General features: G+C 64.8%; 25 protein-coding genes and 1 tRNA gene. 20 read left to right on the forward strand and 6 right to left on the reverse strand.

The window, feature by feature from the left end; genetic code table 11:
* Positions 1 to 15: 15 nt before the first annotated feature.
* Complete coding sequence (locus CFB40_RS07775) at positions 16 to 399, reverse strand: DUF2069 domain-containing protein (RefSeq protein WP_089430979.1); 384 nt, start codon at positions 397 to 399, stop codon at positions 16 to 18.
* Complete coding sequence (gene wrbA, locus CFB40_RS07780; protein WP_089425191.1) at positions 396 to 1,016, reverse strand: NAD(P)H:quinone oxidoreductase; 621 nt, start codon at positions 1,014 to 1,016, stop codon at positions 396 to 398. The genes CFB40_RS07775 and wrbA overlap by 4 nt, the downstream gene beginning before the upstream one ends.
* Positions 1,017 to 1,161: 145 nt before the next feature.
* Here wrbA and CFB40_RS07785 point away from each other — a divergent pair, with 145 nt between their 5' ends.
* The gene (locus tag CFB40_RS07785; protein ID WP_089425192.1) at positions 1,162 to 2,493 is read left to right on the forward strand and encodes a YihY family inner membrane protein; all 1,332 of its coding nucleotides are present in this window, start codon (positions 1,162 to 1,164) and stop codon (positions 2,491 to 2,493) included.
* 18 nt (positions 2,494 to 2,511) lie between these two features.
* On the opposite strand, the gene CFB40_RS07790 is transcribed toward CFB40_RS07785, so the two are convergent.
* A complete protein-coding gene (locus CFB40_RS07790) occupies positions 2,512 to 2,829 on the reverse strand; it encodes an Mpo1-like protein (RefSeq protein ID WP_039347312.1) in 318 nt (105 codons plus the stop codon).
* Positions 2,830 to 2,987: 158 nt separating this feature from the next.
* Between CFB40_RS07790 and CFB40_RS07795 the strand changes: the two genes are divergently transcribed.
* From CFB40_RS07795 to aroC, 3 genes are all read left to right on the forward strand, one after another.
* Positions 2,988 to 3,443, forward strand: a complete 456-nt coding sequence (locus CFB40_RS07795) for a CBS domain-containing protein (RefSeq protein WP_006755543.1) — start codon at positions 2,988 to 2,990, stop codon at positions 3,441 to 3,443.
* Positions 3,444 to 3,582: 139 nt separating this feature from the next.
* Positions 3,583 to 5,517, forward strand: a complete 1,935-nt coding sequence (locus CFB40_RS07800; protein WP_089430980.1) for an MFS transporter — start codon at positions 3,583 to 3,585, stop codon at positions 5,515 to 5,517.
* A 262-nt stretch (positions 5,518 to 5,779) separates the two neighbouring features.
* Positions 5,780 to 6,880, forward strand: a complete 1,101-nt coding sequence (gene aroC / locus CFB40_RS07805) for a chorismate synthase (RefSeq protein ID WP_089425194.1) — start codon at positions 5,780 to 5,782, stop codon at positions 6,878 to 6,880.
* A gap of 136 nt (positions 6,881 to 7,016) precedes the next feature.
* On the opposite strand, the gene CFB40_RS07810 is transcribed toward aroC, so the two are convergent.
* Positions 7,017 to 8,690 carry an electron transfer flavoprotein-ubiquinone oxidoreductase gene (locus CFB40_RS07810; RefSeq protein ID WP_089430981.1) on the reverse strand — a complete coding sequence of 558 codons (1,674 nt, stop codon included), beginning with the start codon at positions 8,688 to 8,690 and terminating at the stop codon, positions 7,017 to 7,019.
* A gap of 178 nt (positions 8,691 to 8,868) precedes the next feature.
* On the opposite strand from CFB40_RS07810, the gene CFB40_RS07815 reads away from it, so the two are divergent.
* Complete coding sequence (locus tag CFB40_RS07815) at positions 8,869 to 9,651, forward strand: SDR family oxidoreductase (protein ID WP_089425196.1); 783 nt, start codon at positions 8,869 to 8,871, stop codon at positions 9,649 to 9,651.
* Between the two features lie 32 nt (positions 9,652 to 9,683).
* Entirely contained in the window at positions 9,684 to 10,115 is a 432-nt protein-coding gene (locus CFB40_RS07820; RefSeq protein ID WP_069247799.1) for an acyl-CoA thioesterase, read from the forward strand.
* Between the two features lie 112 nt (positions 10,116 to 10,227).
* On the opposite strand, the gene CFB40_RS07825 is transcribed toward CFB40_RS07820, so the two are convergent.
* Positions 10,228 to 10,773 carry a LuxR C-terminal-related transcriptional regulator gene (locus CFB40_RS07825; RefSeq protein ID WP_089425197.1) on the reverse strand — a complete coding sequence of 182 codons (546 nt, stop codon included), beginning with the start codon at positions 10,771 to 10,773 and terminating at the stop codon, positions 10,228 to 10,230.
* 224 nt (positions 10,774 to 10,997) lie between these two features.
* On the opposite strand from CFB40_RS07825, the gene CFB40_RS07830 reads away from it, so the two are divergent.
* From CFB40_RS07830 to CFB40_RS07900, 14 genes are all read left to right on the forward strand, one after another.
* Positions 10,998 to 11,702 carry a CoA transferase subunit A gene (locus CFB40_RS07830; RefSeq protein ID WP_085038865.1) on the forward strand — a complete coding sequence of 235 codons (705 nt, stop codon included), beginning with the start codon at positions 10,998 to 11,000 and terminating at the stop codon, positions 11,700 to 11,702.
* A gap of 1 nt (position 11,703) precedes the next feature.
* Positions 11,704 to 12,345: a CoA transferase subunit B gene (locus tag CFB40_RS07835; RefSeq protein ID WP_011351774.1), complete on the forward strand. Its 642-nt coding sequence runs from the start codon at positions 11,704 to 11,706 to the stop codon at positions 12,343 to 12,345.
* Between the two features lie 199 nt (positions 12,346 to 12,544).
* A complete protein-coding gene (locus tag CFB40_RS07840; protein WP_089430982.1) occupies positions 12,545 to 13,441 on the forward strand; it encodes an alpha/beta fold hydrolase in 897 nt (298 codons plus the stop codon).
* A gap of 80 nt (positions 13,442 to 13,521) precedes the next feature.
* On the forward strand, positions 13,522 to 13,875 hold the full coding sequence (locus CFB40_RS07845; RefSeq protein WP_069247804.1) for a RidA family protein: 354 nt from the start codon (positions 13,522 to 13,524) through the stop codon (positions 13,873 to 13,875).
* A 39-nt stretch (positions 13,876 to 13,914) separates the two neighbouring features.
* Positions 13,915 to 16,149: a RelA/SpoT family protein gene (locus CFB40_RS07850; RefSeq protein ID WP_089430983.1), complete on the forward strand. Its 2,235-nt coding sequence runs from the start codon at positions 13,915 to 13,917 to the stop codon at positions 16,147 to 16,149.
* Between the two features lie 87 nt (positions 16,150 to 16,236).
* A tRNA-Val gene (locus CFB40_RS07855) sits at positions 16,237 to 16,313 on the forward strand.
* A gap of 271 nt (positions 16,314 to 16,584) precedes the next feature.
* Positions 16,585 to 18,492 (forward strand): threonine--tRNA ligase, encoded by a 1,908-nt coding sequence (thrS, locus tag CFB40_RS07865; protein WP_089430984.1) that lies wholly within the window; start codon positions 16,585 to 16,587, stop codon positions 18,490 to 18,492.
* 49 nt (positions 18,493 to 18,541) lie between these two features.
* Entirely contained in the window at positions 18,542 to 19,066 is a 525-nt protein-coding gene (gene infC, locus CFB40_RS07870) for a translation initiation factor IF-3 (protein ID WP_071734130.1), read from the forward strand.
* A gap of 189 nt (positions 19,067 to 19,255) precedes the next feature.
* Positions 19,256 to 19,453 (forward strand): 50S ribosomal protein L35, encoded by a 198-nt coding sequence (gene rpmI, locus CFB40_RS07875; protein ID WP_004191477.1) that lies wholly within the window; start codon positions 19,256 to 19,258, stop codon positions 19,451 to 19,453.
* A 29-nt stretch (positions 19,454 to 19,482) separates the two neighbouring features.
* Positions 19,483 to 19,842, forward strand: coding sequence for a 50S ribosomal protein L20 (gene rplT / locus CFB40_RS07880; protein WP_004192938.1), 360 nt, complete (start codon positions 19,483 to 19,485; stop codon positions 19,840 to 19,842).
* 148 nt (positions 19,843 to 19,990) lie between these two features.
* A complete protein-coding gene (gene pheS, locus CFB40_RS07885) occupies positions 19,991 to 21,004 on the forward strand; it encodes a phenylalanine--tRNA ligase subunit alpha (RefSeq protein WP_006486107.1) in 1,014 nt (337 codons plus the stop codon).
* 96 nt (positions 21,005 to 21,100) lie between these two features.
* Positions 21,101 to 23,530 carry a phenylalanine--tRNA ligase subunit beta gene (pheT, locus tag CFB40_RS07890; RefSeq protein WP_089430985.1) on the forward strand — a complete coding sequence of 810 codons (2,430 nt, stop codon included), beginning with the start codon at positions 21,101 to 21,103 and terminating at the stop codon, positions 23,528 to 23,530.
* 72 nt (positions 23,531 to 23,602) lie between these two features.
* Positions 23,603 to 23,989, forward strand: coding sequence for an integration host factor subunit alpha (locus tag CFB40_RS07895; protein WP_006486093.1), 387 nt, complete (start codon positions 23,603 to 23,605; stop codon positions 23,987 to 23,989).
* 60 nt (positions 23,990 to 24,049) lie between these two features.
* Positions 24,050 to 24,463 carry a MerR family transcriptional regulator gene (locus tag CFB40_RS07900; RefSeq protein ID WP_089425202.1) on the forward strand — a complete coding sequence of 138 codons (414 nt, stop codon included), beginning with the start codon at positions 24,050 to 24,052 and terminating at the stop codon, positions 24,461 to 24,463.
* Between the two features lie 79 nt (positions 24,464 to 24,542).
* Here CFB40_RS07900 and CFB40_RS07905 read toward each other — a convergent pair.
* A protein-coding gene (locus CFB40_RS07905) for an IS3 family transposase (protein ID WP_089430986.1) occupies positions 24,543 to 25,894 on the reverse strand; the annotation gives its coding sequence in 2 pieces (ribosomal slippage) (positions 24,543 to 25,420 and positions 25,420 to 25,894; 1,353 coding nt in all).
* Between the last annotated feature and the right edge of the window lie 42 nt (positions 25,895 to 25,936).

Genomic DNA, 25,936 nt, shown 5'->3' on the forward strand with positions numbered 1-25,936 from the left:
CTTGTCGCGTAAGGGTCAGGACGCGGCGCGCGACTTTTTCGCCGCGCGCTTGAACGGCGCGACGTACGCCAGCGCCGCCACGAAGAAGACGACGGCGAGCGCGGTCTCGCACCAGCCGAGCGTCGCGGACAGCCCGCGATCGGACATGCCGCGCACGACGCCTTCGGCGAAATAGACGAGTATCAGCATGCTCGCCCACTGCATCGTATAGATGTTACGCCGCCAGACGCCGGGCAGCGCGAGCGCGAGCGGGATCGCCTTGAGCATCAGCGCGGAGCCGCCCGGGCGCAGCGGCGCGAGCCACAGCTCCCACGCGAGCGACAGCGCGATCAGTGCGACGAGGCACGCGGTGGCGATCAGCGCGTGGCGCGGCCGGGCCGCGACGGCGGGGGCGTTCATGCGGTCTCGGCGGCCTGGGCGCTGGACAGGGCGGCCGCCGCGCGCGCGAGCCGCACGCCGAGCGCGGCCGCGAGCGCCTTTTCGTCTGCCGACAGCCCGGCGGCTGCCGAGCGATCGTGCTGCGCGACGTGCGACGCGCCGTACGGCGTACCGCCGGTGCGCGTCGTGGTGAGCGCGGATTCCGTGTACGGGATCCCGACGATCATCATCCCGTGATGGAGCAGCGGCAGCATCATCGACAGCAACGTCGATTCCTGGCCGCCGTGCAGGCTGCCCGTCGACGTGAACACGCAGGCCGGCTTGCCGGTCAGTGCGCCCGACAGCCATTGCGGTGTGGTGCCGTCGAGGAAATACTTGAGCGAGGCGGCCATGTTGCCGAAGCGGGTCGGCGAGCCGAGCGCGAGGCCCGCGCACTCCTCGAGATCCCGCAGTTCCGCGTACGGCGGGCCGTCGGCGGGGATGTCGGGGGCAGTGGCTTCGCAGACGGCCGACACGGGCGGCACGGTGCGGATGCGGGCCTGCATGCCCGGCACGCTGTCGATGCCGTTCGCGATCGCGAGCGCGAGATCGCGCGTGGCGCCGTGGCGGCTGTAATAGAGGACGAGGATGTCTTTCATGGGCGACGGAGCCGCGTGCGGCCGCGCGCGTGCCCGGTGCAGTCGGCCCCTGCTGGAATCGAGCGGCTATTATAGGGGCTGAAGCCGTCGCGCAGCGCGACGGCGGCGCGCCGTCGGGCGCGCGGCATCAAGAAGGAGAAGTCGTTTGCCGAAGTTGAGCGTCGATCTCGACACCATCAAGCGCCTCGCGCAGTTCGCGGCCCGGCGCAGCGCCGAGGATCGCATCCCGCAAGTGGCGGGCAGCCTCACGTTCACGACGATGCTGGCGCTCGTGCCGCTCGTGACGGTCGCGTTCGCGCTGTTCACCGCGTTCCCGATGTTCGCGTCGTTCCAGATCTCGCTGCAGGGGTTCCTCGCGGATCACCTGATGCCCGCGCAGTTCAACGTCCAGATCTTCAAGTACCTGAACCAGTTCGCGTCGAAGGCGAAGGGGCTGACGACGGCCGGCCTGATCGTGCTCGTCGTCACGTCGGTGATGACGATGATGACGATCGAATCGGCGTTCAACCTGATCTGGCGGGTGCGCAAGCCGCGGCCGTTCGCGCAGCGCGTGCTCGCGTACTGGGCGCTGATCACGCTCGGCCCGTTGCTGTTCGGCGTGAGCCTGTCGATCTCGTCGTACCTGTTCACGCAGTCGCTGGCGTTTACGGGCGCCGCGCCGTCCACGTCGATCGTCGAGTGGCTGCTCGCGCTCGTCTCGCTGCCGTTGACGGTGCTCGCGTTCACGCTGCTGTACGTGTACCTGCCGAACTGCACGGTTGCATGGCGCGACGCGGTGATCGGCGGGCTGTTCGCGGCCGTCGCGTTCGAGCTCGCGAAGCGCGGCTTCGGCTACTACGTGCGGCGCATTCCGACCTATACGGCCGTCTATGGCGCGTTCGCGGCGCTGCCCGTGTTCCTGTTGTGGGTGTACCTGAGCTGGTTCATCGCGTTGCTCGGCGCGATGGTGGCGTCCGCGCTGCCGGCGATCCGCGTCGGCCAGTTCCACCGCATCCACTACCCGGGCAGCGACCTGCTCGACGCGCTGGAAATGCTCGCGCGGCTGGCCGAGGCGCGCACGGCCGGCAAGCGCGGCTACACGGCGCTGCGGCTCGCGACCATGTTGCGCTGCGACATGGAAACCGCGCAGCGCCTGCTGACGACGATGGAGGAGCGGGAATGGATTGCGCGGCTCGACGGCGGCGGCGAGACCACGCCGCGCTACATCCTGCTCGCGAACCCGGAGCAGCTGACGCTTGCGCAGCTGTTCGACGTGCTGGTGATCGACCGCACGGAACTCACCTACCAGCTGCAGCGGCGCCGCAGCCACGTGGATGGCGCTGCGTTGCTCGCGGTGCTGTCGAGCGACCGCTTCGACGTGTCGCTCGCGACGCTGATCGCCGCGCACCGGCTCGCGGGTGCGCAGCCGACGGCGATGCCGGGGCAGGCGCCGGGCGCCGTGCCCGATCCGCACGCGCGGCCGCCGCGCCCCGCGTGAGCGCGGCGCCCGGCCGCGTCATAACGGAATCTTGCCCGTACAGATATCCTTGAACATCACCCAGTCGCCCATCAGGCTGTAGATCGGGTGCCGGAACGTGGCCGGGCGGTTCTTCTCGAAGAAGAAGTGTCCGACCCACGCGAAGCCGTAGCCGCAGACGATCGCTGCCGGCAGCCACAGCCAGTCGCCGGTCGCGATCGCCATCGCGACGCAGCCGATCACGCCGAGCGAGCCGATGAAGTGCAGCCGCCGCGACGTCCGGTTCTGGTGTTCATTCAGGTAATACGGGTAGAAATCGGCGAAGCTGGCGAATTGCTCCGAATGCGTATGCGCCATGGACGTCTCCTCCGGCCGCTGTTCATGGGGCCATTGTGCTGCCGGCAGTCCGCTTCCGCAAGCGGGGGCGGCCCGCCGCGGCGGGCCCGCGCTTTCCTTTTGACAGGCTTTCCGATACGATCGAACGAGGTTTTGCATTCAAGCATGAGGGGACTACGATGCGCGTCAGCGATATTCTGAAAGTGAAGGGCAACACGCTGTTTACGGTGACGCCCGATAAGCCGCTGCGCGAAGCGGTCGATACGATGGCCGAACACGACATCGGTTCGCTCGTCGTGATGGAGTACGGCGATCTCGTCGGGATGCTGACGTTCCGCGAGATCATCCTGCGTCTGCACGTGAACGGCGGCGCGATCGGCGACGTGCAGGTGCGCAAGGTGATGGACGAGCCGCTCACGTGCACGCCGGAAACGGACGTCAACGAAGTGCGCCGGATGATGCTCGAGCGCCATGCGCGCTACATGCCGGTGCTCGACAAGAAGGTGCTGATGGGCGTCATTTCGTTCTACGACGTCGCGAAGACGGTCGTCGAGGCGCAGAGCTTCGAGAACCGGATGCTGAAGGCATACATCCGCGACTGGCCGGAATCGGAAGCCGAAGCGCACAAGTCGTGAACCATGCCGCGCCCGTCGCCGTCATGCGCGGGCGCCGCTACCCGGCACGCGGCGGCGCAGGTGGGTCCTGCGCCGCCTTTTTTTCAATGACCACACGAGGCCCGCGCAGCGCTGCCCAGACGGCGCGCGCGTATTCCGCATGAGCGATCAAACGCAAGCCACTTCCAGGCGGCGTGACGAACGGCGCGCGCACGCGTCGCAGTTCGACCTGCTGCGCGAGCGCCGTTTCGCGCCGTTCTTCACGACCCAGTTCCTCGGCGCGCTGAACGACAACGTCTTCAAGATCGGCTTCACGTCGCTCGTCACCTATCACACCGCGCGGTTCTCCGGCGTCGATGCGAAGACGGCGGCCTTCCTGATTTCCGCGATCTTCATCTTGCCGTTCGTGCTGTTCTCGGCGACGTCCGGCCAGATCGCCGACAAGTACGACAAGGCGACCCTCACGCGTTTCGTGAAGACCTTCGAGATCGTGCTGATGCTGGTCGGCGCGGCCGGTTTCGTCACGCACAGCGCGCCGCTGCTGTATCTGTGCACGTTCATGATGGGGATGCACTCGACGCTGTTCGGGCCCGTCAAGTATTCGTACCTGCCGCAGCATCTCGGCGAGCACGAGCTGGTCGGCGGCAACGGCCTCGTCGAGATGGGCACGTTCATCGCGATCCTGATCGGCACGATCATCGGCGGCGCGGCCGCGGGCATCGAAGGCAACGGCGAGCGCGTGCTCGCGGTGAGCGTCGTCGTCATCGCGCTCGCGGGGCGGTTCGTCGCGCAGCGCGTGCCGTCCACGCCGGCGCCGCAGCCCGATCTCGTGATCAACTGGAATCCGGTCAGCGAGACCTGGCGCAACCTCGGGCTCGCCCGGCAGAACCGCACCGTGTTCCTGAGCCTGCTCGGCATCTCGTGGCTGTGGTTCGTCGGCGCGACGTTCCTCACGTCGTTCTTCAATTTCGCGAAGGACGTGCTGTCCGCCAGCCCCGACGTCGTCACGATCCTGCTCGCGACGTTCTCGGTCGGTATCGGCCTCGGCTCGCTGCTGTGCGAGCGCCTGTCGCAGCGGCGCGTCGAGATCGGTCTCGTGCCGCTCGGCTCGATCGGCATCAGCGTGTTCGCGATCGAGCTGTATTTCGCGAGCCATGCGCTGCCGTCGCCCGGCCATCTGCTGTCGGTCGGCGAGTTCCTGGCCGGCGCGCGCCACTGGCGCATCCTGGCGGACCTGTTCCTGCTCGCGATGTTCGGCGGCTTCTACAGCGTGCCGCTGTACGCGCTGATCCAGAGCCGCAGCGCCCCGACGCACCGTGCGCGGATCATCGCCGCGAACAACATCCTGAACGCGCTGTTCATGATCCTGTCGGCCGTGATGGCGATGGGGCTGACCAAGGCCGGCGTCGACATCCCGGGGCTGTTCCTCGTCACCGCGCTGCTGAACGTGATCGTCGCCGCGTATATCTATCTGCTCGTGCCCGAGTTCCTGCTGCGCTTCGTCGCATGGGTGCTCGTGCATACGTTCTACCGGATTCGCCTCGTGCACGCGGAGCGGATTCCGGCGGAAGGGGCGGCCGTGCTCGTGTGCAACCACGTCAGTTATGTCGATGCGCTCGTGCTGGCCGCCGCGAGCCCGCGCCCGATCCGTTTCGTGATGGACCACCGGATCTTCAAGACGCGCTTCGCGAGCTGGGTGTTCCGGCATGCGAAGGCGATCCCGATCGCGCCGCGCCACGAGGATCCCGCGATGCTCGCGCGTGCGTACGACGCATGCGAGGCCGCGCTGAAGGAAGGCGAACTCGTGTGCATCTTCCCGGAAGGCAAGCTGACGAAGACGGGCGACATCAACACGTTCCACCACGGCATCACGGAGATTCTGGGTCGCACGCCGGCGCCGGTGATCCCGATGGCGCTGCGCGGGCTGTGGGGCAGCTATTTTTCGCGGCATTCCGATGCGCGGATGCCGCGGCCCATCAAGCGCGGCGTGATGAGCCGGCTGACGCTGGCGGTCGGCGAGCCGATCCCGGCGTCGGTCGCGACACCCGAAGCGCTTCAGGCGGCAGTCACCGAACTGCGCGGCGCGCGGAAGTAGGCGGGGCGGGCCCGGCGGCGCCGCCCCGGGCCGTCATGGCCGCCGTGAACGGGCTTGTTCGACCGGAACGGCGCGGGTCCGCAATCGTCGCCCGGGCCGTTCCCGTGCCAGGCCGGTATGGTCCGAACGGTTCACACGGCCCGCGTGCCCGGGACGGCTGGCATAATAGCGGCTTACCTCTTTTCTCGACCGGCAAACGATCGACCTGCCTGCGGCCTGGGCAGCGCATCGGTTTGTCCATTTCTCTTTGGGCGGTTCCATCATGTCCGGCAATACCCTCGGCACGCTTTTCACTGTCACGACCTTCGGCGAATCGCACGGTCCCGCGATCGGCTGCGTGATCGACGGCTGCCCGCCGGGAATGGGGCTGACCGAAGCCGACATCCAGGTCGAACTCGATCGCCGCAAGCCCGGCACGTCGCGCCACGTGACGCAGCGGCAGGAGGCCGACGAGGTCGAGATCCTGTCGGGCGTGTTCGAAGGCGTGACGACCGGTACGCCGATCGCGCTGCTGATCCGCAACACCGACCAGCGCAGCAAGGACTACGGCAACATCGTCGAGACGTTCCGCCCCGGCCACGCCGACTATACCTACTGGCAGAAATACGGCATCCGCGACTATCGCGGCGGCGGCCGTTCGTCCGCGCGCCTGACCGCGCCGATCGTCGGCGCGGGTGCGGTCGCGAAGAAGTGGCTGCGCGAGCGCTTCGGCGTCGAGGTGCGCGGCTACATGAGCGGCCTCGGGGAGATCGACGTGCCGTTCGTCGACTGGTCGCACGTGCACGAGAATCCGTTCTTCTCGCCGAATGCGGCGGTCGTGCCGGAGCTCGAGGCGTACATGGATGCGCTGCGCAAGGATGGCGATTCGATCGGCGCGCGCATCGACGTCGTCGCATCGGGCGTGCCGGTCGGCTGGGGCGAGCCGGTGTTCGACCGTCTCGATGCGGACATCGCAAAGGCGATGATGAGCATCAACGCGGTGAAGGGCGTCGAGATCGGCGCGGGCTTCGACAGCGTCGCGCAGCGCGGCTCGGTGCACGGCGACGAGCTGACGCCGGGCGGTTTCGTCGGCAACCATGCGGGCGGCGTGCTCGGCGGGATTTCGACGGGGCAGGACATCACCGTGTCGATCGCGATCAAGCCGACGTCGAGCATCCGCACGCCGCGCCGTTCGATCACGAAGGCCGGTGAGGAAGCGACGGTGGAAACGTTCGGCCGCCACGATCCTTGCGTCGGCATTCGTGCGACGCCGATCGCGGAGTCGATGCTCGCGCTGGTGCTGATCGACCATGCATTGCGCCATCGCGCGCAGTGCGGCGATGTAGAGACGCCGACGCCGAAGATCGCGGGCAGCGCGACCTGACGCGAGCGGGCGGGGCGCAGCGCGTCTCGCCGCCAGTTGCGCGGAGCATGCAAAACGGGGCGCTGCATCAAGCAGCGCCCCGTTTCGTTTGCGGCAACCCAAAAAGCGCGCCGCGCGTGGCGGCGCATTCCGGCAATTACATGTTTGGGTAGTTCGGCCCGCCGCCGCCTTCCGGCGTGACCCACACGATGTTCTGCGTCGGGTCCTTGATGTCGCAGGTCTTGCAGTGCACGCAGTTCTGCGCGTTGATCACCAGGCGATCGCTGCCGTCGTCGTTCTTCACGAACTCGTACACGGCCGCCGGGCAGAAACGTGCCTCCGGCCCCGCGTACGTACGCAGGTTCACGTTCACCGGCACGCTCGCATCCTTCAGCGTCAGGTGCGCCGGCTGGTTCTCTTCGTGGTTCGTGTTCGAGATGAACACCGACGAGAGCCGGTCGAACGTCAGCTTGCCGTCCGGCTTCGGATACTCGATCGGCTGGCATTGCGACGCGGGCTTCAGCATTTCGTGGTCCGCGTGTTTGTGGTGCAGCGTCCACGGTACGTTGCCGCCCATCACCTTCTGCTCCAGCCCGACCATCAGCGTGCCGAGGTACAGCCCCTTGGCCATCCACTGCTTGAAGTTGCGCGCGCGGTACAGCTCCGTGTACAGCCACGATTGCTTGAAGGCATCCGGATACGCGTTGAGCTCGTCGCTCTGGCGGCCGGCCTGCACCGCGTCGAACGCGGCGTCGGCCGCCAGCATGCCGGTCTTGATCGCCGCGTGGCTGCCCTTGATCCGCGATGCGTTCAGGAAGCCCGCGTCGTCGCCGATCAGCGCGCCGCCCGGGAACACCGTCTTCGGCAGCGACAGCAGCCCGCCGGCCGTGATCGCGCGCGCGCCGTACGACACGCGCTTGCCGCCTTCCAGGAACGCGCGGATCGACGGGTGCGTCTTGTAGCGCTGGAATTCCTCGAACGGCGACAGGTACGGGTTCGTGTAGCCGAGGCCCACCACGAAGCCGACCACGACCTGGTTGTTGTCCATGTGATACAGGAACGAGCCGCCGTACGTATCCGACTTCAGCGGCCAGCCGGCCGTGTGGATCACGAGGCCCGGCTTGTGCTTGGCCGGGTCGATTTCCCACAGTTCCTTGATGCCGATCCCGTAGGCCTGCGGATCCGCGTTCGCGTCGAGCTTGAACTTCGAGATCAGCTGGCGGCCCAGATGGCCGCGGCAGCCTTCGGCGAACAGCGTGTATTTCGCGTGCAGCTCCATGCCGAGCTGGAAGTTCTCGGTCGGCTCGCCGTCCTTGCCCACGCCCATGTTGCCGGTCGCGACGCCTTTGACCGAGCCGTCGTCGTTATAGAGAATCTCCGCAGCGGGGAAGCCCGGGAAGATCTCGACGCCCAGCGCTTCGGCCTGTGCCCCAAGCCAGCGCGTGACGTTGCCCAGCGAAATCACGTAGTTGCCGTGATTCTGGAAGTTGGCGGGCAGCGCCCAGTTCGGCGTGGTGACCGCGCTCTTCTCGGACAGGAACAGGAAGCGGTCTTCCGTCACCTCGACGTCGAGCGGCGCGCCGCGTTCCTTCCAGTCGGGGAACAGTTCGTTGATCGCGCGCGGGTCCATCACCGCGCCCGACAGGATGTGCGCGCCGATCTCGGAACCTTTCTCGAGCACGCACACGCCGATCTCGGTGCCTTTCTCGGCGGCCAGCTGCTTGAGCCGGATCGCCGCCGACAGCCCGGCGGGGCCGCCGCCGACGATCACGACGTCGTATTCCATCGATTCGCGCGGGCCGTACTGCTCGATGAGGCTTGCGGGGGTCATTGGCGTTCCTCTAACCGTTAGAATGCTTTTATTCGGGAGCGTATTGTCTGCGAAACGAAACGCTTGCCGCAACAGCATGCGGCTAGATTAGCACGATCGTTCTATTTTCGTGCTAGGGTAATGCCGCTCGAACCATGTTGCTCGTGGCGGCGAAACGATATCGAAAGGGGAAGTGCAAATGGGTCGGTCGATCAATCTGGAAGGCAAGGTTGCGCTGGTCACGGGCGCGTCGAGCGGCCTCGGGCAGCGCTTTGCGCAGGTGCTGTCGCAGGCCGGTGCGAAGGTCGTGCTCGCGAGCCGTCGGGTCGAGCGCCTGAAGGAACTGCGTGCCGAGATCGAGGCGGCGGGCGGCGCCGCGCACGTCGTGTCGCTCGACGTCACCGACGTCCAGAGCATCAAGGCGGCGGTCGCGCACGCGGAGACGGAAGCCGGTACGATCGACATCCTCGTGAACAATTCGGGCGTCTCGACGATGCAGAAGCTCGTCGACGTGACGCCGGCGGATTTCGAGTTCGTATTCGACACCAACACGCGCGGTGCGTTTTTCGTCGCGCAGGAAGTCGCAAAGCGGATGATCATGCGCGCGAACGGAAGCGGCAACGGCAAGCCGCCGTGCCGGATCATCAACATCGCGTCGGTGGCCGGGCTGCGCGTGTTTCCGCAGATCGGGCTGTTCGCGATGAGCAAGGCCGCAGTCGTGCAGATGACACGCGCGATGGCGCTCGAGTGGGGGCGCCACGGGATCAACGTCAACGCGATCTGTCCGGGCTATATCGATACCGAAATCAATCATTATCTGTGGGAAACCGAGCAGGGCCAGAAGCTGCAGTCGATGCTGCCGCGCCGGCGCGTCGGCAAGCCGCAGGATCTCGACGGGCTGTTGTTGCTGCTCGCGGCCGACGAGTCGCAGTTCATCAATGGCTCGATTATCTCCGCCGACGACGGCTTCGGCCTCGCCTGAGCGGACGACATACCGCAACAAAGAAGACTGCAATGAGTGATTATTCCCCCGTTTTTGAGATGTCGATGCCGATCCGCTGGGGCGACATGGACGCGTTCGGCCATGTGAACAACACGGTCTATTTCCGCTACATGGAGCAGGCGCGGATCTCGTGGTTCGAGGAGCTCGGCATCGCCGGCGGCAACGGCGAGGGGCAGGGGCCCGTCATCGTCACGGCGTCGATGGAATTTCTCAAGCAGCTGCACTATCCGGGCGACGTGATTGCGAAGATGTCGGCTGCGAAACCCGGCCGCAGCAGCTTCGATACCGGTTTCGAGCTGACGCGCGCCGACGATCCGCAGCATGTCTATGCGCGCGGCAATGCGCGCTGCGTGTGGGTCGACTACGCGCTCGGCAAGTCGGTGCCGCTGCCCCAGTTGCTGCGCGACACGATCGAGCGCGCGCTCGCGGCGAAGGTCGGCTGAGCGTCGGGTCGGCGAGTCCGGGCCGGCACAAGGTCGCCGGGGCGTCACGCCATACCCGTTGTTTCCCGAATCGGCCGCCCGGTGCGGCCGATTGTCATCCGGGCGCCGACACTCACTGCCCGAGCAGGCGCTGCAGCAGCTCCGGTGTATTGTTGGTCCCGTACTTGCGCATCAGCCGTGCACGGTAGATGTCGACCGTGCGCGAGCTGATGTCGAGCACGCGCCCGATCTGCTTGCTGGTCTTGCCAGTCGCGAGCTGCGCGGCGATCTCGCGCTCGCGCGGGGTCAGTTCGACGGCGACCCGGCGCGTCGCGCTCAAATCCTCGAAGGTCCACACGCCCGCCGCAAGCGGGGCGGTGCGGTCGATCGCACGGCCGGTGACGTGGCACCAGAACAGCTCGCCGTCCGCCCGCTTCATGATTCTGTCATCCGAGTAGATGCCGTTCGCGGCCATCACGCGCGCGATACGTTCGCCGATGCGCTGGAATTCGTCCGTCGACGGGTAGAGCACCTCGTACGATTTCCCGATCAGGTCGGCCCGCGCGCAGCGGAAGATCGACGCGAGCGCGTCGTTGCAGTCCTCGATCACGCGGTCGCGCGACAGCACGAGGCCGAGCGGCGCGAGGTGGAAGGCAGTCTGGTAATCGAGAGCGGGCATGGCGCAGGCAAGCGGAGGCAAACGCTTATGTATTTTTGCGTATTGTGCCGCATCCGCGCCGCATCGTACCCTTTCAGGCATCTCGTGGCGGTCTGCCGCGGTATAAAAAACAGCGCGCCTCGACGCAGGCATCGCCGTGCATGCATAGAATGATGCGGCGGGCTTGCGGGCCACGTGGGCGCGTGAACCGGTTTCGCTGGTTTCCATAGAGGAAGGGACAACTGATGAACAAAGTCTATCCAAGCGCGGCTGCCGCGCTGGAAGGGATCGTCCGCGACGGACAGACCTTCGCGGTGGGCGGCTTCGGCCTGTGCGGGATTCCCGAGGCGCTGATCGCGGCGTTGCGCGATACGGCCGTCAAGGGCATCACCTGCATCAGCAACAACGCGGGCGTCGACGGTTTCGGCCTCGGCCTGCTGCTGGAAACGCGCCAGATCAAGAAGATGATCTCGTCGTACGTCGGCGAGAACAAGGAGTTCGAGCGCCAGTACCTGGCCGGCGAACTCGAGCTCGAATTCACGCCGCAAGGCACGCTCGCCGAGAAGCTGCGCGCGGGCGGTGCGGGCATCCCGGCGTTCTTCACGAACACGGGCTACGGCACCGTGATCGCGGAAGGCAAGGAAACGCGCCAGTTCGGCGATCGCCACTACGTGCTCGAGCCGTCGCTGACGGCCGATGTCGCGCTCGTGAAGGCCTGGAAGGCCGACAAGTCCGGCAACCTGATCTTTCGCCGCACCGCGCGCAACTTCAACCCGATGTGCGCGATGGCCGGCAAGATCACCGTCGCCGAGGTCGAGGAGATCGTCGAGAACGGCGAACTCGATCCCGACCACATCCACACGCCGGGGATTTTCGTGCAACGCATCGTGCTGAACGCGACGCCCGAAAAACGCATCGAACAACGCGTCGTACGCGCGAAAGGAGACTGACATGGCCTGGAATCGTGACCAGATGGCCGCGCGCGCGGCGAAGGAATTGCAGGACGGCTTCTACGTGAACCTCGGCATCGGCTTGCCGACGCTCGTTGCGAACCACGTGCCGGAAGGTGTCGAGGTGTGGCTGCAATCGGAGAACGGCCTGCTCGGCATCGGCCCGTCGCCGACCGAAGACGAAGTCGACGCCGATCTCATCAACGCCGGCAAGCAGACCGTCACGACGCTGCCGGGCTCGTCGATCTTCTCGTCGGCCGATTCGTTCGCGATGATCCGCGGCGGCCACATCAACCTGGCGATCCTCGGCGCAATGCAGGTCAGCAAGCAGGGCGACCTCGCGAACTGGATGATCCCCGGCAAGATGATCAAGGGGATGGGCGGCGCGATGGATCTCGTCGCCGGCGTGAAGCGCGTCGTCGTGCTGATGGAGCATGTCGCGAAGGGCGACCAGCACAAGATCCTCGAGGAATGCAACCTGCCGCTGACGGGCGTCGGCGTGGTCGACCTGATCATCACCGATCTCGGCGTGATCGAAGTGACGCCGTCCGGCCTGAAGGTGCTTGAACTCGCCGACGGCGTGAGCGCCGACGAGATCCAGGCGAAGACGGGCGCGCCGCTCGACATCAGCGCGGTCGCATAAGGTTCTGCGCGTACGCGCAGCTTCGACGCCCCGCATGCCGGACGACGGCATGCGGGGCGTTTGTCATGGTGTCCTCGGTCAGGCCGATCGTCGGATGCCCGACGAGCGGACCCGTGCGGCTGAAGCGGTTTACAATCGTTTGCATCGGGCGTCGCAAGCGTTGCCCTGCGCGTCGCCCCCGTTCGACAGGATGCCAACGATGCCAACGACCCCAGCGAATTCCCAGGTTCCTCGCCAGCGGCGCGTGCAGTGTGCGAGCGCTGCCGGCCTTCACCACGTCGCCTATACCGAGTGGGGCGATCCCGCCAACCCGCGCGTGCTGGTCTGCGTGCACGGGTTGACCCGTTCCGGGCGCGATTTCGACCGGCTCGCCGCGGCGCTGTCCGACACGTATCGCGTCGTCTGCCCCGATGTCGTCGGGCGCGGCCAGTCGGACTGGCTGGCCGATCCGCGGCTCTATGCGATCCCGCAATACGTGTCCGACATGGTGACGCTGATCGCGCGGCTCGACGTCGAATCGGTCGACTGGTTCGGCACGTCGATGGGCGGGTTGATCGGCATGGCGTTCGCGGGGCTACCGGGTTCGCCGCTGCGCCGGATGATCGTCAACGACGTCGGCCCGCGCATCGAACCCGAGTCGCTCACGCGCATCGGCGAATATCTCGGCGTGCAGCCGCGCTTTGCGACCCGGCAGGAGGGCATCGACTATCTGACGTCGCTGTCGCTGCCGTTCGGGGCGCTGACCGCCGACGAGTGGCGCGAGATCAACGGGCCGCTGCTGCGCGAGCTGCCCGAAGGGGGCTGGACGGTTCGCTACGATCCGCGCATCGCCGAACCGTTCAAGGCGACGACGCCCGAATTGGCGGCGCTCGGCGAGGCTGCGCTGTGGCACGCGATCGAGACGACGAACGCGTCGCTGCTCGTCGTGCGTGGCGAGACGTCCGACCTGCTGTCGCGCGAGACGGTGGCCGAGATGGAGCGTCGCGGCCGGCATGTGACGCACGCCGAGATCCCAGGGGCGGGCCACGCGCCGGCGTTCATCGACGCAAGCCAGATTGCGCTCGCGCGGCGGTTTTTCGTCGAAGGCGGTGCATAAACGCGTCATAATATGCGGTTCGGCGGCACGCGGGCCGTGCCGCCGCCCGAATCTCCATCCACTCACGACCGGAACATTCCATGGCAGTCATTCGTCACCACGTCGGGGCCCGTCTCTCCGAAACCGCGATCCACAACGGTACCGTGTATCTGGCCGGCCAGATCGCCGAAGACACCACCCAGGACATCAGGGGCCAGACGCGCGAAGTGCTCGGCCACATCGATCGCCTGCTCGCCGAAGCGAACAGCGACAAGGCGCATCTGCTGTCGGTTCAGATCTACATCTCGGATCTGGCGAACTTCGAAGGCATGAATGCGGAGTGGGACGCATGGGTCGCGCACGGCAACACGCCGCCGCGCGCCACCGTCGAGGCGAAGCTCGCGGATCCGGCACTGCTCGTCGAGATCGTGGTCGTCGCTGCGCAACGGAGCTGAACGCAACCCGACGATGATCGCATTCCGCCAGGCCGAGCAATGACCGAGTCCGTTTCCGCCTCTCCCGTCGCGACGCCGTCGTTCGACGACGTGCTCGCGTTCGTGCGCGAGCGGGCCGGCGACGTGCGCCTGTCGTCGGGCGAACTGCTCGCCGATCACTCGGCCGGCACGGCGTCGATCATGCGCACGCTGAATGTCGATCCGTCCGCGATGCAGGCGGCCGCGCTGTTCGTGCTGACGCCGCACCTGAGCGACCCCGAGCGCGAGCTCACCGAGCGGTTCGGCGACGAAGTGGCGCGGCTCGTGTCCGACGTGCGCAAGCTGTTGCGGCTCGGTACCGTCAGCCTGCGTGCCGCGCAGAACGCGGGGGCCGACGCGGGGCGCGATGCGGCCGAAGAGCGGCGCACGCAGATCGAGGCGCTGCGCAAGATGCTGCTGGCGTTCGCGCAAGACATCCGCGTGGTGCTGATCCGGCTCGCGTCGCGCTTGCAGTCGCTGCGCTACTACGCGGCCGCGAAGATCGACCCGCCGCCCGACGTCGCGCGCGAGACGCTCGAGATCTATGCGCCGCTCGCGAACCGTCTCGGCATCTGGCAATTGAAGTGGGAGCTCGAGGATCTCGCGTTCCGTTTCGAGGATCCCGTCACCTACAAGCGGATCGCGAAGCTGCTCGACGAGAAGCGCATCGAGCGCGAAGCGTACGTCAAGCAGGCGATCGACCGGTTGCAGCAAGAGCTGGCGGATGCGCACATCCAGGCCGACGTGAGCGGCCGGCCGAAGCATATCTACAGCATCTGGCGCAAGATGCGCGGCAAGGAACTCGACTTCTCCGAGCTGTACGACGTGCGCGCGTTTCGCGTGATCGTGCCGGACATCAAGGATTGCTACGCGGTGCTCGGCATCGTGCATCACCTGTGGCAGCCGGTGCCGAAGGAATTCGACGACTACATCTCGCGGCCGAAGCCGAACGGCTACAAGTCGCTGCACACGGTCGTGATCGGCGACGATGGCCGCGCGTTCGAAGTGCAGATCCGCACGCAGGAGATGCACCGCTTCGCCGAGTACGGCGTCGCCGCGCACTGGCGCTACAAGGAAGCCGGCGCGCGCGGCTACGGCGGCCAGTTCTCGGCAAGCGACAAGTACGACGAGAAGATTGCATGGCTGCGCCAGCTGCTTGCGTGGAAGGATGACGTCGAGGACGGCGCGGAACAGTCGGGCGACAAGGCGTGGGCGCAATTGCGCGAGACGTCGCTCGACGACGATCACATCTACGTGCTGACGCCGCAGGCGCGCGTGATCGCGTTGCCGCAGGGCGCGACGCCGGTCGATTTCGCATACCACCTGCACAGCGAGCTTGGCCATCGCTGCCGTGGCGCACGTGTCGACGGCGCGATGGTGCCGCTCAATACGCCGCTCGCAAACGGCCAGACGGTCGAGATCGTCGCGGTGAAGGAGGGCGGCCCGTCGCGCGACTGGCTGAACCTGCAGCTCGGCTATATGAAGAGCCCGCGCGCGCGTCAGAAGGTGCGGGCGTGGTTCAACTCGATCGAGCAGGAAGAAAACGTCGCGCATGGCCGCGCGCTCGTCGAAAAGACGCTGCAACGCGAGGGCAAGACGTCGGTCAGCCTGGACAATCTCGCCGCGAAGCTCGGCTTCAAGTCGCCCGAGGAGTTGTTCTCGGTCGTCGGCAAGGAAGAGTTCAGCCTGCGCAATGTCGAGCACGCGCTGTCCGATGCGCCGCCGCCCGAACCGGCGCCCGAGGCGCCTGCCGATTTCGAGAAGCGCAGCAGCGGCGCGAGCGTGGCGCATGGCGCGTCGACCGGTGTGCTGGTCGTGGGCGTCGACGCGCTGCTGACCCAGCTCGCGCGATGCTGCCGTCCGGCGCCGCCCGATCCGATCAGCGGTTTCGTCACGCGCGGCAAGGGGATGTCGATCCACCGCACCGATTGCCCGACGTTCCGCCGGATGGTCGAGCGCGCGCCGGAGCGCGTGCTGCAGACGACCTGGTCGGCCGACGTGCTCGGCGGGCGCGGTGCGTCCGTCTATCCGGTCGACCTGATGATCGAGGCGAGCGACCGGCAAGGGTTGCTGCGCGACATCTCCGAAGTGTTCGCGCGCGAGAAGATGAACGTGGTGGGCGTGAAGACGCAGAGCCGCCGCAATGCGGCATTCATGCAGTTCACGGTCGAGGTGTCGAACTCGGCGCAGGTGCAGCGCGCGTGCACGCTGCTCGGCGAGGTGCAGGGCGTCGTGCGGGCGGGGCGGAAGGCCTGATGTGGGGTTCGAACACCGTTATTTTGCTGCGACCGCATAAAAATACTTGCCAAGCGGGTAGCGGCTCCATATAATCTTAGCTTCACTAGGCTCGTAGCTCAGCTGGTTAGAGCACCACCTTGACATGGTGGGGGTCGTTGGTTCGAGTCCAATCGAGCCTACCAACGAATTGAGAATGCCCGGTCTCCGGGTGTTCGATGCAGCAAATAACTCAACGCGAACAAGGCGAATACGGTTATGACACCGCGAACGTTGACCGAAACCTTTTCGGAGCGACGCTAGTCGAGGAACCCTTTCGCCCTTTCAGTTTGAGTGAAGTATCGAATGCGGCCCCTCGAAAGCGGGGCCGCATTTTTTTTGTCGCGACATTTTCCCGCGTGATTTTTATATCGCGTACCTGGTCTGCCGCCCACTGTCGGCATCACGGAGATTGCTATGGTTTCGATACGCTTGCCTGACGGCTCAGTTCGACAATACGAGCATCCGGTGACAGTTGCCGAGGTTGCAGCCTCGATCGGTCCCGGCCTTGCGAAGGCTGCGCTTGGTGGCAAGCTCGATGGCGAGCTCGTCGATACGTCGGCCGTGATCGACCGCGACGCATCGCTCGCGATCGTGACCGACAAGGACGCCGACGGTCTCGACATCATCCGTCACTCGACGGCGCACTTGCTCGCGTACGCGGTGAAGGAACTGTACCCGGACGCGCAGGTGACGATCGGCCCGGTGATCGACAACGGTTTCTATTACGACTTCTCGTACAACCGCCCGTTTACGCCCGAAGATCTGGAGAAGATCGAAAAGCGCATGCAGGAGCTCGTGAAGAAGGACGAGCCCGTGACGCGTCGTGTCGTGTCGCGTGACGAAGCGGCGGGCTACTTCCGCAGCATCGGCGAGAAGTACAAGGCCGAGATCATCGAGTCGATTCCGCAAAGCGACGAAATCAAGCTGTATTCGCACGGCGGCTTTACCGATCTGTGCCGTGGCCCGCACGTGCCGTCCACCGGCAAGCTGAAGGTCTTCAAGCTGATGAAGGTCGCCGGCGCGTACTGGCGCGGCGATTCGAAGAACGAGCAGCTGCAGCGCATCTACGGCACGGCCTGGACGAAGAAGGAAGACCAGGACCAGTACCTGCACGTGCTCGAGGAAGCGGAAAAGCGCGACCACCGCAAGCTCGGCAAGCAGCTCGACCTGTTCCACATGCAGGAAGAGTCGCCGGGCATGGTGTTCTGGCATCCGAAGGGCTGGGCGCTGTGGCAGCAGGTCGAGCAGTACATGCGCCGCCGCGTGAACGAAGCCGGCTACCTCGAGATCAAGACGCCGATGATCATGGACCGCTCGCTGTGGGAAGCGTCGGGTCACTGGCAGAACTACCGCGAGAACATGTTCACGACGGAGTCGGAGAAGCGCGACTACGCGATCAAGCCGATGAACTGCCCGGGCCACGTCCAGGTGTTCAAGCACGGCCTGCGCTCGTACCGCGACCTGCCGCTGCGTTACGCGGAATTCGGTTCGTGCCACCGCAACGAGGCGTCGGGCGCGCTGCACGGGCTGATGCGCGTGCGCGGCTTCGTGCAGGACGATGCACACATCTTCTGTACGGAAGACCAGTTCATCTCGGAATCGATCGCGTTCAACACGCTGGCGATGAGCGTGTACAAGGACTTCGGTTTCGACCACATCGACATCAAGCTGTCGCTGCGCCCGGAGCAGCGCGCCGGTACGGACGAGACCTGGGATCGCGCCGAGCAGGGCCTGCGCGACGCGCTGACGGCGTGCGGCCTCACGTGGGAAGAGCTGCCGGGTGAAGGCGCGTTCTACGGTCCGAAGATCGAGTACCACATCAAGGATGCGCTCGGCCGTTCGTGGCAGTGCGGCACGCTGCAGCTCGACATGGTGCTGCCGGAGCGCCTCGGCGCCGAGTATGTCGCGGATGACAGCAGCCGTCGCCGTCCGGTGATGCTGCACCGTGCGATCGTCGGTTCGATGGAGCGTTTCCTCGGCATTTTGATCGAGCACCACGCTGGTGCGATGCCGGCCTGGCTCGCGCCGTTCCAGGCAGTTGTGCTCAATATCGCCGAAAGTCAGGCCGAATATGCGCAATCTCTGGCCCAAACGTTGCAAAAACAAGGGGTTAGAGTGACGGCCGATTTGCGCAATGAGAAGATTAGCTATAAAATACGCGAGCACACGCTGGAAAAGGTGCCTTATCTCCTCGTCGTGGGGGATAAGGAGCGTGATGCGCAAACGGTAGCCGTGCGTGCCCGTGGCGGCGTCGATCTTGGCGTGATGCCGGTCGAAGCCTTCGTTGAGCGTCTGCAGGAAGACCTGCGCTCGTTCAAGTAACCGCCCTGGCAGCGCGGCTCGTTTTTTTAATTTTTAGAGGAAACGTAACATCGCTACTGATAAGTCGTCGCACCGCATCAACGGTGAAATCACTGCGCCGGAAGTGCGCCTGGTCGGGATCGAGAACGAACCGCTCGGTATCGTAAAACTCGCTGATGCTTTCCGTAAATCGGAAGAACTGGATGTTGACCTGGTGGAAATCGCGCCGCAAGCGGTTCCCCCGGTTTGCCGTCTGATGGATTACGGCAAGTTCAAGTACCAGGAGTCGAAGAAGCAGCACGAAGCGAAGCTGAAGCAGAAGGTCATCCAGGTCAAGGAAGTCAAGTTCCGCCCGGGTACCGATGACGGTGACTACAACGTCAAGCTCCGCAATCTCGTGCGCTTCCTCGAAGAAGGCGACAAGACGAAGATCACGTTGCGTTTCCGCGGCCGCGAAATGGCTCACCAGGAAATCGGTATGCGGATGCTTGAGCGTCTGCGCACGGATCTCGAGGAAGTCGGCCAGGTCGAGCAGATGCCGAAGATGGAAGGGCGCCAGATGATCATGGTGCTCTCGCCGAAGAAAAAGAAGTAACGAGCCCGCGCGCGTCGCGCGCAGGTTCGCAGAGGTTCGGCGCGTTGCCCGGTCAGGGCGGCGCGCCAACAATGACGGCGGCTGCGCAAGCGGTTCACCGTACACAAGTGGACTGGGTTTCGAAGGGCGGGTCCAGGGCGCAAGCCAACCGCACACCCATCGCCATCTAATAAACTGGAGTTGTTCGTCATGCCTAAGATGAAGACCAAGAAGAGTGCTGCAAAGCGCTTCGTGGTGCGTCCGGGCGGTACCGTCAAGCGCGGTCAAGCCTTCAAGCGTCACATCCTGACCAAGAAAACCACGAAGAACAAGCGTCACCTGCGCGGCGCAACGGCAGTTCATGATTCCGATCTGAACTCCGTCCGCGCGATGCTGCCGTTCGCGTAACCCCTAACTGATACTCTAAGGAGAGAAACATGCCTCGAGTCAAACGTGGGGTAACCGCACGGGCCCGCCACAAGAAGATCATCAACCTGGCCAAGGGTTATCGCGGCCGTCGCAATAACGTCTACCGCATCGCCAAGCAGGCGGTGATGCGCGCTGGTCAGTACGCGTACCGCGATCGCCGCAACAAGAAGCGTGTGTTCCGCGCACTGTGGATCACGCGTATCAACGCGGCAGTTCGCCAGCACGACATGACCTACAGCGTGTTCATCAACGGCCTGAAGAAGGCGTCGATCGAACTCGACCGTAAGGTTCTGGCCGACATGGCGGTGTTCGACAAGGCTGCTTTTGCTGCGATCGTCAAGCAGGTGAAAGCCGCCGTTGCAGCCTAATTGCGAAATTAGCACTGCGTGGTTAGTTGCAGCGAGGTTCCGGTAGTCTCGGCCGCTGCAGCGAAAACGGGGCTCTTCCGAGCCCCTTTTTTGTTTGGTGGGCGATTTCGCTCGCCAAGACCGAATGACGTTGGAAATGATGGGATCTATGGATCTGGACCAGATTGTCGCCGACGCGCAGCAGTCCTTCGAACAGGCTGCCGACATCACCACGCTCGAAAACGAGAAAGCACGATTTCTCGGCAAGTCGGGTGCGCTGACCGAGTTGCTGAAGGGCCTCGGCAAGCTCGATCCCGAAGCACGCAAGACCGAAGGCGCACGCATCAACGTCGCGAAGCAGCAGGTTGAAGCCGCGCTGACCGCCCGTCGCCAGGCACTGGCCGACGCGCTGCTGAATCAGCGCCTCACTGCCGAGGCGATCGACGTGACGTTGCCTGGCCGCGGCGCCGGTGCAGGCAGCCTGCACCCCGTGATGCGCACGTGGGAGCGTGTCGAACAGATTTTCGGCTCGATCGGTTTCGATGTGGCCGACGGCCCCGAAATCGAGACCGACTGGTACAACTTCACGTCGCTGAACAGCCCGGAGAACCATCCGGCGCGTTCGATGCAGGACACCTTCTACGTCGAAGGCAAGGATGCCGACGGCCGCCAGCTGCTGCTGCGCACGCACACGAGCCCGATGCAGGTGCGTTACGCGCGCATGAACCGTCCGCCGATCAAGGTGATCGCGCCGGGCCGCACGTATCGCGTCGACAGCGATGCGACCCACTCGCCGATGTTCAATCAGGTCGAGGGGCTGTGGATCGACGAAAACATCAGCTTCGCCGACCTCAAGGGCGTCTATACCGACTTCCTGAAAAAATTCTTCGAGCGCGACGACATTCTCGTGCGCTTCCGTCCGTCGTATTTCCCGTTCACGGAACCGTCGGCCGAGATCGACATGATGTTCGAGCAAGGCAAGAACGCCGGCAAGTGGCTCGAGATCTCCGGTTCGGGGCAGGTGCATCCGACCGTGATTCGCAACATGGGCCTCGATCCCGAGCGCTACATCGGCTTTGCGTTCGGCAGCGGCCTCGAGCGCCTGACGATGCTGCGCTACGGCGTCCAGGATCTCCGGCTGTTCTTCGAGAACGACCTGCGTTTCCTGCGCCAGTTCGCGTAACGCCGCGCGCCGCGCCGACCTGTGCCCGTGCACGCCCCGACGGACGTTTCCGAGGGGCCCGGGCGTCGATCTAACCTGTTTCGAACGTAGACATCCATGCAATTCCCTGAATCCTGGTTGAGAACCTTTGTCGACCCGCAGCTGACGACCGACGAACTGTCGCACGCGCTGACGATGGCGGGGCTCGAAGTCGAATCGCTGAGCAAGGCTGCGCCGCCGACGTCGAAGATCGTCGTCGGCCGCGTGCTCGAAGTCGTCAAGCATCCGGATGCGGACAAGCTCAATGTCTGCCAGGTCGACGCCGGCACCGGCGCGACGCTGAATATCGTCTGCGGCGCACCGAACGTCGCTCCTGGCATCAAGGTACCGGTCGCGCTGGTCGGTGCGGAACTGCCGCCGGCAGAAGAGGGCGGCAAGCCGTTCGCGATCAAGCTGTCGAAGCTGCGCGGCGTGGAGAGCCAGGGGATGCTGTGCTCGGCGCGCGAGCTGAAGCTGTCCGAGGATCACAGCGGCCTGCTGGTGCTGCCGGAAGACACGCCGGTCGGCCAGGGCATCCGCGAGACGCTCAATCTCGACGACACGATCTTCGAAATCAAGCTGACGCCGAACAAGGCCGACTGCCTGTCCGTGTTCGGCATCGCACGCGAGACGGCTGCGATCACCGGCGCACCGCTGACGCCGGTCGACATCCGCCCGGTGCGCGCCGAGCTCGACGAGACGCTGCCGGTGCGCATTGCCGCGCCCGATCTGTGCGGCCGCTTCTCGGGTCGCGTGATCCGCGGCGTGAACGCGCATGCGAAGACCCCGCAGTGGATGGTCGAGCGCCTCGAGCGTTCCGGCCAGCGCAGCGTGTCGGCGCTCGTCGACATCTCGAACTACGTGATGTTCGAGCTCGGCCGTCCGTCGCACGTGTTCGATCTCGACAAGATCCACGGCGGCATCGAGGTGCGCTGGGGCAAGCGCGGCGAATCGCTGAAGCTGCTCAACGGCAACACGGTCGAACTCGACGAAACGGTCGGCGTGATTTCGGACGACCGTCAGGTCGAAAGCCTGGCCGGCATCATGGGCGGTGACAGCACGGCCGTCACGCTCGATACGACCAACATCTACCTGGAAGCCGCATTCTGGTGGCCGGACAGCATCCGCGGCCGCGCGCGCAAGTACAACTTCTCGACCGATGCGGCGCATCGCTTCGAGCGCGGCGTCGACTACGCGACGACCGTCGAGCACGTCGAGCGCATCACGCAACTGATTCTCGAGATCTGCGGCGGCAAGGCCGGCCCGGTCGACGATCAGTCCGTGAACCTGCCGCAGCGCGCGCCGGTGAAGATGCGCGTATCGCGCGCGAACCGCATCATCGGCGTGCAGATCGGCGCCGACGAGATCGCGAGCATCTTCACGCGCCTCGGGCTGCCGTTCGAGCGTGAAGACGACGCATTCCTCGTCACGCCGCCGTCGCATCGCTTCGACATCGAGATCGAGGAAGACCTGATCGAGGAAGTGGCGCGCATCTACGGCTTCGAAAAGATCCCGGCGCGTCCGCCGGTCGCGACGAGCGAAATGCGCGCGACCAACGAGACGCGTCGCTCGATCCACGACATCCGCCACGCGCTGGCCGCGCGCGACTACGCGGAAACCGTCAACTTCAGCTTCGTCGATGCGGAGTGGGAGCAGGATTTCGCGGGCAACGACCAACCCATCCGTCTGCTGAACCCGATCGCGAGCCAGCTGTCGGTGATGCGCACGACGCTGTTCGGCAGCCTGATTTCCGTGCTGCGCCACAACCTGAACCGCCGCGCGGATCGCGTGCGCGTGTTCGAGGCTGGCCGCGTGTTCCTCACCGATACGGCGGCGAAGGCCGGCGAGCTGACGGTCGAGGGCTACGTGCAGCCGAAGCGCGTCGGTGCGCTTGCCTACGGTCCGGCGCTCGACGAGCAATGGGGCACGGCGACCCGCGCGGTCGATTTCTTCGACGTGAAGGGCGATCTCGAAGCACTGCTCGCGCCCGCAACCGCACGCTTCGTGAAGGCAGAGCATCCGGCCCTCCATCCGGGCCGCAGCGCGCGCATCGAAGTCGATGGCCGTGCGGTCGGCTGGATCGGCGAGCTGCACCCGCGCCTGATGCAGAAGTACGAGCTGCCGCACGCGCCGGTGATGTTCGAGGTCGACGCGGACGCGCTGATTGCACGTGCGTTGCCCGCGCCGACCGACGTATCGAAATTCCCGCCGGTTCGTCGCGATATCGCCGTTGTCGTCGATCAGGCGGTCGAGGTTCAGGCACTTTTCGACGAAATGAAGAAGGCGCTTGCCGAAGAGGCCTGCCGATTCGTTCAGAGGGTTGTACTCTTCGACGAATTTCGTGCAAAATCAAATACTTCCGGTGGTCTTGCCGCGCACGAGAAGAGCCTTGCCTTCCGCGTGACGCTGCAGGACGCGGCTGGCACGCTACAGGACGAGGTCGTCGATCAGGCGATCCAGACGCTGGTCGAGCGGATGGCTCGTGCCGGTGCGCGCCTGCGCGGCTAAGGAGGAGGTCCGCCCGCTCGCGGGCGGCCTGTTCCGATCGTAAGTTTTGATTTAACGCGCTGTATGGCAGATATGAACGACATGACCTCGAGTGAATTCGAAGCCCTCCTGACGGCGCAACGCAGCGCCATGAACCGCGACGCTTCGGCGCCGGCGTCCACCGAGACGCCCACGCTGACGAAGGCGGAACTGGCGGAGCTGCTGTTCGACAGCGTCGGGCTGAACAAGCGTGAAGCGAAGGACATGGTCGAGGCGTTTTTCGAGGTGATCCGTGACGCGCTCGAAAACGGCGAGAGCGTCAAGCTGTCGGGGTTCGGCAATTTCCAGTTGCGCGACAAGCCGCAGCGCCCGGGTCGCAATCCGAAGACGGGCGAGGCGATTCCGATCGCGGCCCGCCGGGTGGTAACCTTCCACGCGAGCCAGAAGCTGAAGGCGCTGGTCGAAAACGGCGCGGAGTAAGCCCCGCGCGCTGACGTCTCCGCGCGGCCGCCGCGCACCCTTACCGACGGTTAACCGACGATGACCACTACGGTTGAGAAAGTCGTCTTGCCTCCGATTCCCGCGAAGCGCTACTTCACGATCGGTGAAGTCAGCGAACTGTGCGGGGTCAAGCCGCATGTGCTGCGTTATTGGGAACAGGAATTCACTCAACTGCGGCCGGTGAAGCGGCGCGGCAATCGTCGGTATTACCAGCACCACGAAGTGCTGCTGATCCGGCGGATTCGCGAGTTGCTGTACGAGCAGGGATTCACGATCAACGGCGCGCGCAACCGGCTCGATTCGCCGGCCGGCGAGCGGGCCGCGGCAGCACCCGTCGAGCCGGAGGCGCAGGCCGCCGATGCACGCACACCAGGCAAGCCAGGCACGACCGTCGACGTCATTGCATTGCGGCAGGCGCTGCTCGACGTGATCGACGGACTGAAGCACGACTGAGTGCGAAGCGCGAAGAATGAAATGAAAAGCCCGGTTGGCAACGTGAACTGACCCCGTAAAGTTGGACGGGTTATGACGGCTAGGGCTGAGTTCTGTATTGCACGGGACTCAGCCCTTTTAGTTTCAGTTTGATGCGGTCGTGATTGTAGTAGTGGATGTAGCTTGCCAAGCCGGTTTGCAGTTCGTCCAGGTTGCGGAACCGATTCAGATGGAAGAACTCGGATTTCAGCGTGCCGAAGAAGCTCTCCATGGCGGCGTTGTCCAGGCAATTCCCTTTACGCGACATGCTTTGCGTGAGCGCTCGTTGCTGCAGTAGGCGGCGATACGCAGGCATCTGGTACTGCCAGCCCTGATCCGAATGCAAGAGAGGCCGCTCGTGTGACTTCAAGCGCGCCAATGCCTTGCGAAGCATTGCGCTGACCATCTCGAACGCCGGGCGCCTCGCGGTTTCATAAGCAATGATCTCGCCGTTGTACAGATCGAGCACTGGTGACAGGTACAGCTTCTGGCCACCCACGTTGAATTCCGTGACATCCGTTACCCACTTCTCATTCGGACGCTTTGCGTAGAACCGACGCTGTAAAACATGAGGTGCAACACGTCCGACGCTACCTTTGTAGGAGCGGTATTTCTTCGGGCGCACACAAGACTTCAGCCGCAACTCACCCATCAGACGCGCCACAGTCTTGTGGTTAATCACCTGTCCCAGATTACGTAGAGCGAGCGTGATGCGTCGATAGCCGTAGCGGCCCTTGTGCCGTTCGAACAGCGAGCAGATTCTTGCCCTTGTATCGGCATACTTGTCGGCTGCTCCGAGCAATTTCTGATGATAGTAGAACGTGCTGCGCGCCAAGCCGGCAACCTTCAACAAGCCCGCAAGCGGATATTGCTGCCTTAGCTCGAGCACGATTTGCGCTTTTTGCGTTGCGCTGATCGCTGCTGCGCTTGAGCCAAGGCTTCGAGCTTTTTTAAGTACGCGTTCTCCATGCGCAGGAAGTTCAACTCGTCGAGTAGTTCCTGTCGGGAGCGCGTATCGTCCTCGGGTAGCGGCGGTGGCGTGAGCGGTGGCTTGGGCATCTTCCTGGGGCGCCCCCGCTGGCGCGGCGACAGTGCGTCTATACCGCCTTCATCATACTGGCGTTTCCACTGGCCGATGGCCGTACGGTTCCTAATGTTGAAGCGTGCAGCCGTCTCACGCGCTGACAACCCTTCGCTACGCATTTGCTGCAGTACAAGCAACTTGAACTCTGCGCTGTAGCGCTCGCACTTCTTCTTCAAGCCTGCCGGACCATGTATGCGATGGGCCGCCACCCACTTGCGGATCGTCGCCTCATCGACGCCGTGGCGCTTGGACATCTCACGGAACCCAGCGTGGCCGGACTCGTACTCCTCTGCAATGGATACCTTGAACTGCTCCGTGTACTTGCTCATGAAAAACACCCCAAAGGTTGGATCGATGTCCAACTTTTGGGG

This window comes from Burkholderia sp. AU31652 (assembly GCF_002223155.1).
Lineage (GTDB): Bacteria > Pseudomonadota > Gammaproteobacteria > Burkholderiales > Burkholderiaceae > Burkholderia.